The organism is Treponema pedis, assembly GCF_017161325.1.
Taxonomy (GTDB): Bacteria; Spirochaetota; Spirochaetia; order Treponematales; family Treponemataceae; genus Treponema_B; species Treponema_B pedis.
Genome location: NZ_CP045670.1, coordinates 1,146,812 through 1,161,242 on the forward strand (window position 1 = coordinate 1,146,812; position 14,431 = coordinate 1,161,242).

The 14,431-nt window shown below is 36.7% G+C and carries 12 protein-coding genes; 9 read left to right on the top strand and 3 right to left on the bottom strand.

Annotated features, from left to right (window positions below; translation table 11 throughout):
- Position 1 precedes the first annotated feature (1 nt).
- From DYQ05_RS04995 to DYQ05_RS05005, 3 genes are all read left to right on the top strand, one after another.
- Positions 2-1,528 (top strand): ATP-binding cassette domain-containing protein, encoded by a 1,527-nt coding sequence (locus tag DYQ05_RS04995; RefSeq protein WP_206183962.1) that lies wholly within the window; start codon positions 2-4, stop codon positions 1,526-1,528.
- A 99-nt stretch (positions 1,529-1,627) separates the two neighbouring features.
- Positions 1,628-2,569 (top strand): ABC transporter permease, encoded by a 942-nt coding sequence (locus DYQ05_RS05000; protein ID WP_252723524.1) that lies wholly within the window; start codon positions 1,628-1,630, stop codon positions 2,567-2,569.
- A complete protein-coding gene (locus DYQ05_RS05005; RefSeq protein WP_024470231.1) occupies positions 2,566-3,435 on the top strand; it encodes an ABC transporter permease subunit in 870 nt (289 codons plus the stop codon). The genes DYQ05_RS05000 and DYQ05_RS05005 overlap by 4 nt, the downstream gene beginning before the upstream one ends.
- 88 nt (positions 3,436-3,523) lie before the next feature.
- Here the strand turns inward: DYQ05_RS05005 and glmL are convergent, their stop codons facing one another.
- Both glmL and glmS read right to left on the bottom strand, forming a co-directional pair.
- A complete protein-coding gene (glmL, locus tag DYQ05_RS05010; protein ID WP_020964858.1) occupies positions 3,524-4,903 on the bottom strand; it encodes a methylaspartate mutase accessory protein GlmL in 1,380 nt (459 codons plus the stop codon).
- Positions 4,904-4,909: 6 nt separating this feature from the next.
- Positions 4,910-5,335 carry a methylaspartate mutase subunit S gene (glmS, locus tag DYQ05_RS05015; protein WP_020964859.1) on the bottom strand — a complete coding sequence of 142 codons (426 nt, stop codon included), beginning with the start codon at positions 5,333-5,335 and terminating at the stop codon, positions 4,910-4,912.
- A gap of 161 nt (positions 5,336-5,496) precedes the next feature.
- On the opposite strand from glmS, the gene DYQ05_RS05020 reads away from it, so the two are divergent.
- The 3 genes from DYQ05_RS05020 (at position 5,497) to DYQ05_RS05030 (ending at position 9,647) form a co-directional block, all read left to right on the top strand.
- The gene (locus tag DYQ05_RS05020; protein ID WP_024468189.1) at positions 5,497-6,018 is read left to right on the top strand and encodes a TDE2712 family protein; all 522 of its coding nucleotides are present in this window, start codon (positions 5,497-5,499) and stop codon (positions 6,016-6,018) included.
- Positions 6,019-6,080: 62 nt separating this feature from the next.
- Complete coding sequence (locus tag DYQ05_RS05025; protein ID WP_252723525.1) at positions 6,081-7,883, top strand: ABC transporter ATP-binding protein; 1,803 nt, start codon at positions 6,081-6,083, stop codon at positions 7,881-7,883.
- Positions 7,884-7,895: 12 nt separating this feature from the next.
- Complete coding sequence (locus DYQ05_RS05030) at positions 7,896-9,647, top strand: NAD(P)/FAD-dependent oxidoreductase (RefSeq protein WP_206183963.1); 1,752 nt, start codon at positions 7,896-7,898, stop codon at positions 9,645-9,647.
- 35 nt (positions 9,648-9,682) lie between these two features.
- On the opposite strand, the gene DYQ05_RS05035 is transcribed toward DYQ05_RS05030, so the two are convergent.
- Positions 9,683-10,540, bottom strand: a complete 858-nt coding sequence (locus DYQ05_RS05035; protein WP_206183964.1) for a hypothetical protein — start codon at positions 10,538-10,540, stop codon at positions 9,683-9,685.
- Positions 10,541-10,926: 386 nt separating this feature from the next.
- Between DYQ05_RS05035 and DYQ05_RS05040 the strand changes: the two genes are divergently transcribed.
- The 3 genes from DYQ05_RS05040 to pta are packed head-to-tail and all read left to right on the top strand — an operon-like array spanning position 10,927 to position 14,415.
- On the top strand, positions 10,927-11,943 hold the full coding sequence (locus DYQ05_RS05040; RefSeq protein ID WP_206183965.1) for a GumC domain-containing protein: 1,017 nt from the start codon (positions 10,927-10,929) through the stop codon (positions 11,941-11,943).
- Complete coding sequence (locus DYQ05_RS05045) at positions 11,940-13,379, top strand: polysaccharide biosynthesis/export family protein (protein ID WP_206183966.1); 1,440 nt, start codon at positions 11,940-11,942, stop codon at positions 13,377-13,379. The genes DYQ05_RS05040 and DYQ05_RS05045 overlap by 4 nt, the downstream gene beginning before the upstream one ends.
- 28 nt (positions 13,380-13,407) lie before the next feature.
- Positions 13,408-14,415 carry a phosphate acetyltransferase gene (gene pta / locus DYQ05_RS05050; protein WP_024468537.1) on the top strand — a complete coding sequence of 336 codons (1,008 nt, stop codon included), beginning with the start codon at positions 13,408-13,410 and terminating at the stop codon, positions 14,413-14,415.
- Positions 14,416-14,431 lie beyond the last annotated feature (16 nt).

Here is a 14,431-nt window from a genome sequence, read left to right on the forward strand (position 1 = left end):
TTTGAAAAAAAACGGAACGGCTGAATTAAGCGGTATTTGTAAAACCTATAAAACCGAAAATAAAACTACCGGAGAAATTTTTACAAATACCGCATTAACCGATGTTAATATAAAGTTTTTCACTTCGGAAATACATGCCTTGCTGGGCGAAAACGGAGCGGGAAAGTCCACTCTTGTAAATATACTTTCAGGACTTATCCCTCCTACAGGCGGCTTAATTAAAATTGCAGATAAAACGTACTCTTTTAATTCTCCTAATGATGCCTTAAATGCCGGAATTGCAATCGTGCATCAGCAGCCCCGCCTTGCGGAAAATGCAACCGTTTTTGAAAATATAATTATCGGTGCTCCCAAAAAGAATATTTTTTCCGTCTTAAATATTAAAAGCGAAAAACAAAAAATTGAAGATTTAAAGTCGCTTTGGAAAGTACGGCTTAATTTAAATGAATGCGTAAAAAATCTTTCATCGGATAAGAAATTTTATACGGCAATGTTTTCGGCTCTTTATAGAAATCCCGCATTTTTAATCTTGGACGAGCCTGCCGCAGTTTTTTCAAAAAACGGGCGTGCCGAATTTTTTACTTTATTAAAAACCGTATGCAAAGAAAAAAGCTTGGGAGTTATTTTAATTACACATAATGTTTCCGATGCAATAAACGCTTCGGATAAAATTTCGGTTTTAAAAAACGGGAAACTGCACGGGACTTTTTTGACTTCCGTTTTAATCGAAAAGAACGGTGCGGAAGATTTTATAAAAGAAAAAATGTTTTTAAAAAAAACGTTTTTAAATTTACCGGATAAAAAAAACGGGGACACTCTGAAATCAAAGATAAGTTTTACGGTTTCTCTTTGTTTTAATAAAAACAAAATTCCTTTTGTAAATAATTTTAAGTTACAGGCAAAGCAGGGGAAAATTACAGGTGTTATAGGTTTTCCCAACAGCGGTTTGGAGCTTTTGGAAAATATTATTTCTGGTATGAGTAATGTACAAATGTTAATGGCAAAAGAAGATTCTAAAAATAATTTTATTGAAATAAACACATTAAACGGCAATACAATTATTCCGATAAAAAAAATAACGCCTTCCGTTTTATTAAAACATAAAATCGCCTTTATTCCTTCCGACAGAAATTACAGGGCTTCAAATTCCGTATTAACTATAGAGGAAATTTTAAACTGCTATAATTTAAAAAAGAATTTTTTAAATAAACGGGAGTTTTCAGCCTTTGCGGAGAAAATTTTAAAAGAAGAAAACATAAATGCGGTACCGGGACGTCTTGCAGGAACTCTTTCAGGAGGTCAGCTTCAACGTATTATTTTATCCAGGGCTCTTTCGGAAAATCCTGAAATAATTATTGCCTGTGAACCTGCATGGGGCTTGGACGCTGCAACTACGGAAATGTTAATGAAAAAATTTCATACGGTTGCAGAAAACGGAAAAACCGTTATAATTCTAACAAAAGAATTTGATACGGCTTTATATAAAAATTATTTTGATGCCGTATATTTTTTAGGACGCGAAGATTGAAAAAGGTAAGGCTGCCGGCTTCGGCTCCGGCATTTTTTTTTAGGTATATTTGTAATTATAATTCTCATTGCGGTTGCCGCAAAAAATCCCGCCGAGGCATTGCGCGAATTTTTTATTACACCTTTTTCTTCAGTTTGGTATTTCGGAAATATGCTTAACAAGGCATCTCTTTTTTTACTTGCATCATGCGGGGCCTTATTTGCATTTAAATGCGGAAGTTTTAATTTAGGAGGTGAGGGGCAAATTTATTTTGCAGGTTTTTTAACTTCGCTTTTATTGCAAGAGGTTTGGAGTTGCGGCCCCTTTGTTCAGTTTACGGTTTCGTTGTTTACAGTGTTTATTTTAACCGCATTGATAGGTTTTATTTCAGGTATTTTAAAAAATAAATTTAATGCAAATGAGCTTTTAACTTCATTTTTACTTTCAAGCGCCGTTGTTCCCGTATTGAATTATTTAATAAGCGGACCGTTCAGAGATACCGACGGAAATCTTTTGGCAATGCCTTCAATTAATGATGAATTTAAATTAACTCTTTTTTTTCCGCCTTCGACATTAAATGTTTCGTTTATTTTTGCAATTATAATCGCCGTATTTTTTATCCTGTTTTTTTCAAAAACAAAGTACGGTTATCATTTAAATATTTCAGGTAAAGCTCCGGAGTTTGCAAAGTTTGCAGGTTTTTCCGCAAAGGCTCCGAGCCTTGCAGGTATGTCCGTTTCGTCCGGTATGCACGGGCTTACGGGTTTTTTTGCAATAACGGGAACTTGGCATTTTTGTCATTTGGAATTTTCTTCGGGAATAGGCTGGGCGGCGCTTGCAATAGCTTTAATTGCAAAGCAAAACTTTTTTGCAATAATTCCTTCCGCTTTGTTGTATTCTCTTATCCAAAGCGCCTCGGATACGGCTGTAATGTCGGGAAGTTTATTTTTCGATACGGCGGTATTTTTACAAGCGGCCGTATTCTTTTTTATATCGGCGAATTTTTTTAATCTTAAATTGTATAAAAAGTTTTTATATCTTAAAATGAGGAAGTTAAAATGAGCGGTTTAATTTCTGCAATTCTTAAAATTTCAGCACCGCTTTTGTTTGCGGTAACCGGAGCTCTTATTACGGAATATTCAGGCGCTCTTGCCGTTTTTATGGAAGGAGCGATTATTCTTTCGGCTTTTTTTTGTACGCTATTTACAATTATTTCAGGCTCTCAAATTTTAGGATTTATTTTTGCTTCCGTTTTAACCTCGCTGATTCTTTTTGCTTTAGCCTTATTTACATTTAAAACAAAAGCAAATCCTTTTTTAACGGGGCTTTCTTTAAATCTTTTCGCGGCAGGTTTTGTTCCCTGGGCTTCCGAATTGTTTTTATCGAAGCGGGGTGTTATTTCCTTTGAAGAATTTTTAAGCACGCATAACTTTGTACCCGTAAATAATTTTTTCCCGTTTTTTACGGCTTTATTTTTTTCCGTTCTATTGTTTTTATTTTTAAAGTTTACTTCTTCAGGAATTAGTTTAAAATATTCCGGGGAAGCTCCTGAAGTGTTAACGGCACGGGGAGAAAATTGCGAAAAATATAAAGTGCTTTCATGGACGGCAGCGGGTTTTTTTTCCGCTTGTGCGGGAGCCGTTCTCGTATTCCGTCTTGCAGCTTATACGCCCAATATCAGTGCGGGAAGAGGCTGGACGGCGCTTGCCGCGGTTTTTTTAGGTAATAAAAATCCGCTTTTTTGCGCCGCCGCAGTGTTGATATTTTCTTCCGCAGAATATGCGGTAAATATTATGCAAGGGTCTTTTAAAATACCGTCCGGCATTTTACTGTCGTTCCCTTACGTTATTGCGTTGATTTTATTCATAATTTCGCATGCGGTGAAAAAACGGAGGCTTATTTTATACAATGCAGATAGCATTGTATAAAAACGCTGTCGAGTTTGCCTTTCGACAAACATCGGATATTATATGCCGTTTTTCAGCTTCGCTTGTTTATTTTATAGGGACGTAGAGCTTATACCAAATGTTTTTTTAAAATACGGATAGCCATTCCGGGATTTTCCGTTGCTAAAAGTCCCATTGCGGACAAGATATATTCTTTATCCAAAAGGAATTTGGGATTTTTAGGTTTTAAACTGAACGGATTGTCTTCACGGAAAGTACAGGCTTTCATAATTTCCGTATAATTAGGGTTGTAAACTAAAATACCGCCGGTACCTATTATGTAAGGCAGCTTTGTTAAATCCTTCCCTTCTTGTTGAAAACTTGCACCGCAGCCCGTATAAACGGGAGTTAAAGTTCCTACATGGCGACTCATAGAAACATCGGCGCAAACCTTTGCAACCGCACAATCAAAAGCCATATCTTTTTCGGTTTGTGAAATAAAATCGGTGTGCTCATTCCGTTTTTTTACTTCTTCTTCGATATTGAATTTATATTCTTTCGGAAGATAATGACGAAGTCCGTGCGGGCCTGAAACTTCGGCTACTGTGGGAAGAGAGTAGCGCATACCGAGGTCTCCTTCTACGGTACGTTTTAAAAACGCTTCCGGAAGCCCGTATAAAAAAACCGAGCCTTGAGTAGGGTCTCCGTCCGCCGCGGAATGAACATCGGTCGTAGCTCCTCCTATATCGAGAATAACCAAATCGCCAAGACCGTCTTCCTCATCCGTTCCTTCGGAAAGTACTTGTGCCGCTTTTAACACGGCGGCAGGTGTCGGCATGAGAATATTATCAATTGATTTTTCAACATGCGACATTCCCTTTGCATGAATAATATTATGCATAAAAATATCGCGTATCGTTTCTCTGGCACTTTCAACATTCAGTTTATTTATTTTAGGCATTACATTTTCGGCAATACGGTACTTAACCTTATCTTTAAAAACTGCAATAATTTCATCTTCGGCGCTTTTATTTCCCGCAACAACTACGGGAACTTTTACACCGTAATCGGCAAGCATTTTTGCATTATGTGTTATGCACCTGCTGTCGCCTCCGTCCGTTCCGCCTGCAAGTAAAATAATATCGGCATTGGAATTGACGATTTCTTCCGCTTCGCCGTTGTTTAAATTATGGCTGTAAGTATGGATAACTTTTGCTCCCGCTCCGAGAGCGGCGCGTTTTGCAGCTTCGCTTGTAAGTTCGGGAACAAGACCGATTGCAATTATTTTTAATCCGCCTGCTGCGGAAGAACATGCAAGACTTTTTACTACAGTGTAATCCGTGCCGGTTTTTTCGTGCAAAAGATTTATTGCATTTTTATAACCTATCATTACATCGGTTTCTACGGTCGTATAAGCCTTTGCCGTTCCCACTATTTCTTCTTTATCGGCATCTACAAGTGTAATTTTTGTATTTGTACTTCCGAAATCGACAAATAAATAACAGTTCACCTTAATTTACGCTCTTGCACTTTCAGGAAAATCGGCGTGTAAATCGTTAATGGTGGTTTCCACGGAAGTTCCCGGAGGATATACATGGTCAAAGCCCATGGCTTCAAATCTTTTTTTTACTTCCGTAAAATCCTGTTTGCCTACTACAATGTTTCCGCCGACATAAAGCTTAATACCCTTTAAACCCGCTTCGTCGCATTTTTCGCGTAAACCCTTGCAATCCAATTCTCCTTGCCCGTAAAGGGAAGAAACTAAAATTGCATCTGCATTTGTTTCCAGTGCGGCATTTATAAAATCCTCTTGCGGGCTTAAAACACCTATATTGACCACCTCAAAGCCGGCTTCCGTTAATGAGTAGTCTAAAATTTTATTTCCTACAGCATGACAATCCGAGCCGATTACACCCAGAACAAGTTTCGTTTTTTTTGCCATTTCCGACTCCTAAATTTATCGTGTAAAATCAGTGTATTACTAAAAACGGAAAGTGTCAAGATATGAAAAATTTACGTATAATAAGCCGACATATTGAATAAAAAATAGTATAAGTGTACACTATAACGATACTAAAATATTTTATATAAAGGATAACCTTAATGAAAAATATAAAAATTAATTTTGATGTTTTGGAAATGATGGTTTTCTTTTGGGAAAGCGTTGCTTCAAAAGATAAAATCAGTGATGATTATTTTGTAAGCGTTGCCGAAAAGCCTCAAATGGAAGTAGTTTACGGAGAAGGATTTTCTAAAGATTCCGTTCGGAGGGTTCTTTCCGCCATCTCCAACAGAGAGCGTCTAAATGACCGCACACAGCAGGAAAGCCGTTTTTGGAATAACAATATGTGGATTTTGGAAGATTTACAGACAATGCACAATATGATGGCTCCGATAAAAACTTTAAACTTAAAAGAGTTTATAGAAAAATATAAAGACAACAAATATGAAGAAATCGAAATTATTTTTATTCCCGCTCATACGGAAGAGTATTACATAAAAGACAATAAACTTTATATCAATTTTTTTAAATTGATACCTAACTGCGATAATCCTACGGATATAAAAATTGCAGGTATGGAATTAAAAGAATATATAGACAAAAAAATAGCTGAAGCGGTTTAAGATTTATAAGGTCTTCCGGTACTGTTTTTACGGTGCCGGAATTTATTTAAAGGGGGACGTAAATGAGTGTTAAACGGCAGGAAAGTATCAAATACGGAATATTAAGCAATATTTTATTTATGCTTAAAAATGCTCATCTTTATTGTAAAAGCGTTTACCTTCTAATTATTTTTGAAGCTTTTTTTTATGCTGCGGATAATGTTTTAAGTATATTTTTATTGCCGTCAATTTTAACTTTAATTCAAAATGGAGGCGGCGTACAGCCTCTTTTTAAAACTATAGTTTTATTTTCTTCCGGTATTGTTTTATGTAAAGGTTTTTTAGGCTATATCGAAACAAACTCTCTTTTCGGAAGGGTGGAAATTAGAAGCCGCCTTGTTTTTTTACTCGGTAAAAAAGCGATGACAACATCTTATAATAATTTATATAAAGAAGATTTTATCAATCATAAAAATAAGGCAATGCAAACTACGGACAGCAACAGTGAAGCCTGTGAAGCAATTTGGGATACTCTGTCAAGTCTTTTAAAATATATATCAGGTTTTTTAATTTATATTATTTTGCTTTCTTCAATAAATTTTAAAATAATTGCGGCGGTACTTTGTACTTCCGTTATAAGTTTTATATTAACAAATGCGGTAAACACTTGGAAGTATAAAAATAAATCGGAAGAGGAAAAACATATTACAAAACTTCATTATATTACCGAGTGTAGTAAAAGTAAAGAGTTCGCAAAAGATATACGTATGTTCGGCATGCAAAATTGGTTTAAAGAGTTATACCTTAAGCATCTTAAACTTTATATGTATTTCCAATTAAAAGGAGAAATACGTTATTTTTTTGCAGACCTTTCAGATATTATTTTAACCGCATTAAGAAACGGCCTTGCTTATTATTGGCTTATTTCCTCAGTAATAAAAAATGCCTTAAGTATTCCGCAATTTATTTTATACTTTACGGCGGTAACGGTTTTTACTCAATGGATTATGGAAATATTAAATACGGTTTCAACCTTGCATAAACAGTCATTGGAGATTTCCTGTTTTCGGGAGTTTCTTGAATATAAAGAAGATTTTTTATTTGCAAAGGGTGAAGAGCTTCCCGTTTTAAAAGAAAATACAGTCGAACTTCAAAATATAACCTTCCGTTATTCGGAAAACGGTACTTGCATTTTAGATAATTTTAATTTAAAGATTAAGCCGAAAGAAAAACTTGCAATAGTCGGATTAAACGGCGCGGGTAAAACTACATTGGTAAAACTTATTACGGGGCTTTACGACCCTAATGAAGGCAGGGTTTTATTTAACGGAAAAGATATAAAAACTTTTACCCGCAGTGAATATTATAAGTGTTTTAGCGCGGTATTCCAAGAGTTTTCAATTTTACCTGCCCCTATTTTTGTTAATGTTGCACAAGCTGAAGAAAGCGCCGATAAAAACAAAGTTAAAGAATGTTTAGAACTTGCAGGTCTTTTAAAAAAGGTTTGCTCGTTACCTGATAAAGAAGACACGCGCCTTTGTAAAGATATTTTTTTCGATGCGGCGGAATTATCCGGAGGAGAAATTCAAAAACTGTTATTGGCGAGGGCTCTTTATCAAGATAGACCTTTTTTAATTTTAGATGAACCTACCGCCGCCCTTGACCCCGTTACCGAACAGGAAATATATTCCAATTTTAACGGAATGGTAAAAGATAAAACTTCCGTTTTTATTTCACATCGTCTTTCTTCATGTAAATTTTGCGATGAAATTATAGTTTTCGATGAAGGGCAAATCGTTCAACACGGGACCCATGAAGAACTTGTAAAAGATACGAACGGCGTATATAAAACTTTATGGGATTCGCAGGCCCGGCATTATTTATAAGGATTTTGATAAATGGATAAACTTTTTCAAAAAAAATTAAAACGTCTTAAAACAAAATTAAAAAAAATCGGACTTGAAAAAAAAGTTAATCTTTCCATTGATTTTAATTCCGTTGTTTTAACGGGAGACGTTTCTTCAATTGAGGAAAGAACTCTTGCAGGGTATGCCGCCGCCCGTTTCGGCTTTAAGGGAGTTGTAAACGATTTAACCGTAAACGGAAAAGGCGAAGAGCCTATGAGCCTTCCTTTAAGCGGCGGGAATTTTTTGCAAGATAAAAAATTCGACGTTGTTATAATAGGAGGCGGGGTTATAGGCTGTGCAATTGCAAGAGAGCTTTCACGCTTTGATTTAAAAATTGCAGTAATTGAAAAAGAAAGCGATGTTGCAATGCAAGCTTCAAGTCATAACGACGGAATGATTCATCCGGGTTTTGCGGATAATCCTAAAAAGAAAAAAGGCAAGCTGAATACACGCGGGAACCGTATGTATACAAAGGTGTCGGAGGAACTCGGTTTTGAAATAAACCGCTGCGGAAGTTTTCTGTTATTCTACACTCCTTTTTTAATTCCTCTTGTTCCTCTTATGAAATTGAGATGTAAATTAAACGGTGTTGACGGCGATTACGGTTACCGCTCCCGCTCCCAAATAAAAAAAACGGACCCGTATATGACCGATAAAAATTACGGAGGCTTTTGGCAGCCTTCTGCGGGAGTGGCATCTCCTATGCAAGTAACAATTTGCTATGCGGAAAATGCGGCTCAAAACGGAGTTGAGTTTTATTTTGATACGGCTGTTATCGGAATGAAGAAAACCGGTAATTTAATTTCGCAAGTGGTAACTACTTCAGGAACTTTCGACGCGGCTCTTGTTATAAATGCCGCAGGCGTATGGGCGGATAAGGTTGCAGGTTTTGCGGGAGACCGATTTTTTTCAATTCACGGAAGAAAGGGAACGGACGCAATTTTAGATAAACGTTTAGCCGGTATGCAAAAAACAAGCTCCGCAATGCCCAGTCTTTTAAAATTAAAAAAAGGGCATTCAAAGGGCGGAGGCATTATGCCTTGCGTAGAAGGGAATTTGTTAATAGGGCCTAATGCAATTGAAGTTATGAACCGTGAAGATTTTTCTACAAATATCGAAGCATTTAGCGATATAAAAAAACATTTAAACTTAAATGAAAAAGTTTCCGCTTCGGATATTATTACGTATTATAGCGGAGTGCGAGCATGTACTTGGGAAGAAGATTTTATAGTTGAAGCTTCGGAGCGTGTGGAGAATCTTGTACATGCGGCAGGGATTCAGTCTCCGGGTTTTGCCGCCGCTCCTGCAATTGCGGAAGACATTGTAAATATTTCCGTTTCGATTTTAAAAAAGAAAATGAAAGTGAACTTAAACAAAAATTTCAACCCGATACGTTCCGTCTCGAAACCTGTTGCCCGTCTTTCTTCCGAAGAGCGGCAAAAAATGATAGAAAGAAATCCTCTGTACGGAAAAATTATTTGTCGCTGCGAAGAAGTCAGTGAGGGTGAAATTCGCGATGCTGTAAATAATGTTTTAAACGTCGTTACCCTTGACGGAATTAAAAGAAGGGTTAGGGCCGGTTCGGGAAGATGTCACGGCGGGTTTTGCACACCGTACATTTTAAAGATAATATCCGAAGAAAAAAATATCGGAATTGAAAGTATTACAAAAAAAGGAAAAGGCTCGGAGCTTGTACAGCCTATAGAAGGGTTTGTACCCTTTGAAGGAAACAAAGAAATTTAAAAATAAATTTCCGCCTGCGCAGTACAAGTTCTTTTTTATATTTGTTTTACAATCCAATGCTTGGGATACTTCTTTTTTAACTCTTTATATTTTTGTTCTTTTAATTTCGGGTCATTTTCGAGTTGCCATGAATATACCTTAAACGGAATGAATTCTGGAAATGTGTCTATAAGAGTAGGTAACAGTTCGATAACATATTCTTTATTTTTTATTCCCAAATTCTCTTCCAATGCCCATAAAAATATGAGAGGATGAGCCGTTTCAAGTTTGAATCTGTAAAGGTATTCTAAAAGTACATTTTGCACATTGGTATAATTAAGATAGTGATTTTTTTGTGAGTTATATCCGTAATATAAGCATATACCGTAAATAAGGTCTCTGTTTTCGGTATCGATATTTACGGCAAGTTCAAAATTTTCTTTTATAAGTTTATTTAGTTTACCGCTTTCGTAAGGATTATCGTTGCCGTTAAAAATATCGTAAAAACTATTTAAAATTTTATCAACGTTATTTTTTTCACTTTTTTTTGTATGGTTTGAAAGGGATAAAACCCACAAAGGGATAACAGGACTGTGCGATATGATTTGTATTGTGCCGTCTCCGTTCATATCTAAAAAGAAAAGTTCTTGACCTTTTTCGTATCGGCTAACTCCTATGAGCTGTCCGCCTGCAAATAAAAAATTTGTATCTTTTTCGGAAGGTGTTTCCTGATAGCTTTTTACTTCTAAAGTCCCCTCAGGCATATCAAAGATTTTCGCTATTTTTATTGTATGTTTAGGGGGACTTTTTTTAATTCCCGATATGACATCTCCTACATTAAAATAATGATTTTGTGCTGTAAGTGCCGTTATTACAAAACATAAGATAAGTTTAATAAAAATGCGTTTATTCATATTTCCCTCCGAAATTTTACCGAACGGTTTTTATATCATATACCTTATATATACCGTTAAAAGCGGTATTTTTTAAAATTGTATATGTCGTATCAATATCCTTAAAGTATTAGTATATCATAAAACGAAAAAAAATGCTATTCGGTTTATTGTTTTAGGAGGTGTTTTAATTTTTCAAAAACCGCATATTGTACGGTAAATCCGTTTAAGCATATATAATCATAAATTTTTTGTAAGAGGCTGTATTCTGCTATTAAAATAAGACCTTCTCTATTTAACCTCGGCATACTTTAAATTTAACGTAACTTTTCCGGCTCAGGCTCTTAAAATACGTTTAAAAATTCATATCTGGACACAAAGAGAAAAAAATGATAGTATAAAGAAATATGAGTGCTCAATTCCAAGAAAAAAATGATGAAATAAGTTTGCTTGACTTATTTGTAGTTGTATTTAAATACAAAAAAATGATTATTCTTACGACTGTTTGTGCGGCCGTTTTTATCTTAATATATTCGGTTATTTCATTAATGCTTCCTCCTGAAAAATCGTTTTTGCCTAATGTATATAAGTCCACGGCTCTGATGCTTATAAAAACGCCCTCCGCCTCCTCGGCAGGAGGCTTATCGTCAAAACTGGAGTCAAGCGGTTTGGGTGATATAGCATCTCTTATGGGGTTCGGAGGAGCATCGGGACCTTCTTACAGTAAACTGGCGGCTTTTTTAGCTACTACTAATTCCCTCTTGGATGCGATAACTGAAGAATTCAATATTATTGAAAAGTATAAAATAGAAAAAAATCCTAAAACAAATGCAAGAAAAATTATATCGAGAAATTTAAAAGCGGCTTTAGACGAGAAAACCGGGGTATTTGCCATATCTTATGAAGATATCGACCCAGAATTTGCAAAAAACGTAACTTCTTTTTGCGTAAAATATTACGACAATAAATTTATGGAATTGGGATTGGACCCCGATAAACTCGAAAAAGAAAATGTTGAAGCCGCCATTGCGACATGTTTAAATGATATAAAAACAATAAAGCTTAAAATTCAACAACTTGAAGAAAGGACCGCTTATAATTACAGTGCGAATATTTCCGAAATAGCCACCGAATCGGAACACTTAAGAATGGAACTTGAAACTCAAAAAAATATATACAGTCAGTTAAAAATAAAATTCGAAATTCTTAAAATAAAAGTAAGCAGCGAACACCCGGTTTTACAAGTTATAGAATACCCTGAAGTTCCGGAATCTAAGTCCAAACCGAGCAGGGGAATGCTTTGCATTATCGTAACTTTTACAGCCTTTCTTTTATCTCTTTTTATGGCCTTTGTATTAAATGCGGTAAAAAATATAAAAAACGACCCGGAAGCATTGGCAAAATTAAAAGGAACGAAAAAATGAAAAAATTGAAATTTATATCCGCATTTTTAATCATAAGTGCTGTTGTATTAAATTTAAACGGTGAAGAAGCCGTTAACTTATCTACATCGCCTTCTCAGCATTCAGCTATTGAAGCTATGTCCAATCCCAACTATCTCGTAACCATAGGAGACGTTTACGAGCTCGGATACCTTGCAGGAGCAAAAGCCGTAACCTATAAAATAGTGGTGGACGCTTCTTATAACGTACGCGTTGCAAATTTAACGATTATAAATGCCCGAGGATTAACCTTTTTACAGCTTAAAAGGCAAATTGAAAACATAATAGTTAAAAATTATCCTATGAGCGGCGTACAATTTATTATGGTATCGCTGGGAGCTTTTACGGTTGCGGTAAGAGGTGAAGTAAAAACGGCCTTTGAAGCAAGCGTAACGGGATTGGTACGTTTATCTAATGTAATTAAATCGGGCGTTACGGATTATTCGTCCATTCGGGATATTGAAATTCTTTCCGTTACAGGTACGAAAAAAAAATATGATCTTTTTAAAGCAAAACGATACGGGGACTTTTCGCAAGACCCGTTTTTACGTCCCGGAGATACTGTTATAGTAAACAGAGTAAAACGCTCCGTTACTATAGACGGAGGCATAGAAAGACCTGGAAAATACCAGCTTTTGGACGGTGAGGACTTAAAAGAGCTTATCGAAATTTACGGCGGAGGACTTGTCGAATTTGCCAACGAAAATAAGGTAACCGTTAAACACAATTCCAAAAGCACCGAATTTCCGTTAGGACAATCGGTAACTTTGGAAAAAGAAGAAGAATGGGCATCTTTTGAGCTTAAAAATTACGATTCGGTTTATGTTGAAAATTCCGCCTCATTAAAAGGCCTTGTCTATTTTGAAGGCTCCTTAAATTCGGCCGAAAAGGTTGTTCCCGTTCAGTTCACTATGGGAGATGATTTAGTTTCCGTAATAAGAGAAAGGCGGACTCTTTTTTCCTCTATGTCGGATACGAAAAACGCATATTTAATGCGTAAGGGTCAAAAAATATATGAAAATTTTAACCGTATTTTTTACGACACGGAATATAGCGAAAAAATTCTTTTAGAGCATGAAGACAGAATTGTAGTTCCGTTTTTACAACAAGTTGTAATAGTGGCCGGAGCCGTAGTAAAACCGGGCTCATATCCTTACTCGCCGGGAAAGTCTTTTGAGTATTACGTATCCTTGGCTGGAGGATTTGACGTTACAAGAAACGTAGGTTCGGCAGTAGTTATAACCGACGCTTCAGGCAAAAAAATGAAAAAAACCGATGATATTTTACCGGATACCGTAATAACTGCAAAATCAAACTCTTTTGTTTATAATTTCAGCAGGTATGCTCCCGTCGTATCAATAATTGCAACGGTACTCAGTATAGTTACATCAGTAATAGCTCTTACACGAAATAGATAAATTTTAACCGAAATTAAGGAGTAAATATATGAGTTTTGTACAAAATATGAAACAAAAGGCAAAAGAATACGGCAACCGCCTTGTTTTGCCTGAAGGAACGGAAGAAAGGACTTTAAAAGCCGCCCGCGCCATTGTAGACGAAAAACTGGTTTCGGAGCTTTTTTTAATCGGTAACGACAGAGAAATCGTCGCCGCCGCCGGAAAAGCGGGGGTTAAACTTGACGGAATTACCGTCATTGAGCCGGTAAAATCGGAATGGCTTGATTCTTTTAGCGCCGCTTATTATGAAAAGCGTAAGGCTAAGGGTATGACCGAAGAGCAAGCCAAAACGGAAATGAGCTCCGCATTGGGTTTTGCGGCTATGATGCTTGTTCAAAATAAGGCGGACGCTATGGTAGCCGGAGCTTTTAACACAACCGCCGATGTTTTGCGCGCCGGATTGAAGGTTATAGGCACTCAAGCCGGAATGAAAACCGCATCTTCCTGCTTCTTAATGGATACTAAAAATCCCAATTTAGGTGCAAACGGAGTATTTATCTTTTCGGACTGTGCCGTAATTCCCAGCCCCTCTTCCGAACAGCTTGCCGACATAGCCTGCTCCGCTGCTCAAAGCTGTAAAACCTTTACCGGTGCGGAACCTATAGTAGCAATGCTCTCGTTTTCCACCAAGGGTTCAGGCGGCGACAAAGACGAAAACATTTTACGGGTACGCGAAGCGGTAAAAATACTTAAAGAACGCAAACCCGATTTTATTTTTGACGGAGAAATCCAATTGGATTGCGCAATCGTGCCTTCGGTAATGCAAAAAAAAGCTCCCGATTCTCCCGTAAAAGGAATGGCAAACACCCTAATCTTCCCCGATTTGGGCGCAGGCAACATCGGGTATAAACTCGTACAAAGAATTGCCGGCGCGGAAGCTCTGGGCCCCTTCCTTCAAGGATTTGCAAAGCCGATTTCGGATTTATCGCGCGGCTGCTCGGTTGACGATATTATAACAACCTCTGCCGTAACCCTGGTTCAAGCGGGGAAAAAATAATTTTTCCTAAAAATAA

Coding starts and splice junctions, on each gene's coding strand:
- DYQ05_RS05005 (WP_024470231.1), top strand. CDS start 2,566: ATGAGCGGTTTAATTTCTGCAATTCTTAAAATTTCAGCACCGCTTTTG.
- glmS (WP_020964859.1), bottom strand. CDS start 5,335: ATGGCAAAAAAAACGAAACTTGTTCTGGGTGTAATCGGCTCGGATTGT.
- DYQ05_RS05020 (WP_024468189.1), top strand. CDS start 5,497: ATGAAAAATATAAAAATTAATTTTGATGTTTTGGAAATGATGGTTTTC.
- DYQ05_RS05025 (WP_252723525.1), top strand. CDS start 6,081: ATGAGTGTTAAACGGCAGGAAAGTATCAAATACGGAATATTAAGCAAT.
- DYQ05_RS05030 (WP_206183963.1), top strand. CDS start 7,896: ATGGATAAACTTTTTCAAAAAAAATTAAAACGTCTTAAAACAAAATTA.
- DYQ05_RS05035 (WP_206183964.1), bottom strand. CDS start 10,540: ATGAATAAACGCATTTTTATTAAACTTATCTTATGTTTTGTAATAACG.
- DYQ05_RS05040 (WP_206183965.1), top strand. CDS start 10,927: ATGAGTGCTCAATTCCAAGAAAAAAATGATGAAATAAGTTTGCTTGAC.
- DYQ05_RS05045 (WP_206183966.1), top strand. CDS start 11,940: ATGAAAAAATTGAAATTTATATCCGCATTTTTAATCATAAGTGCTGTT.
- pta (WP_024468537.1), top strand. CDS start 13,408: ATGAGTTTTGTACAAAATATGAAACAAAAGGCAAAAGAATACGGCAAC.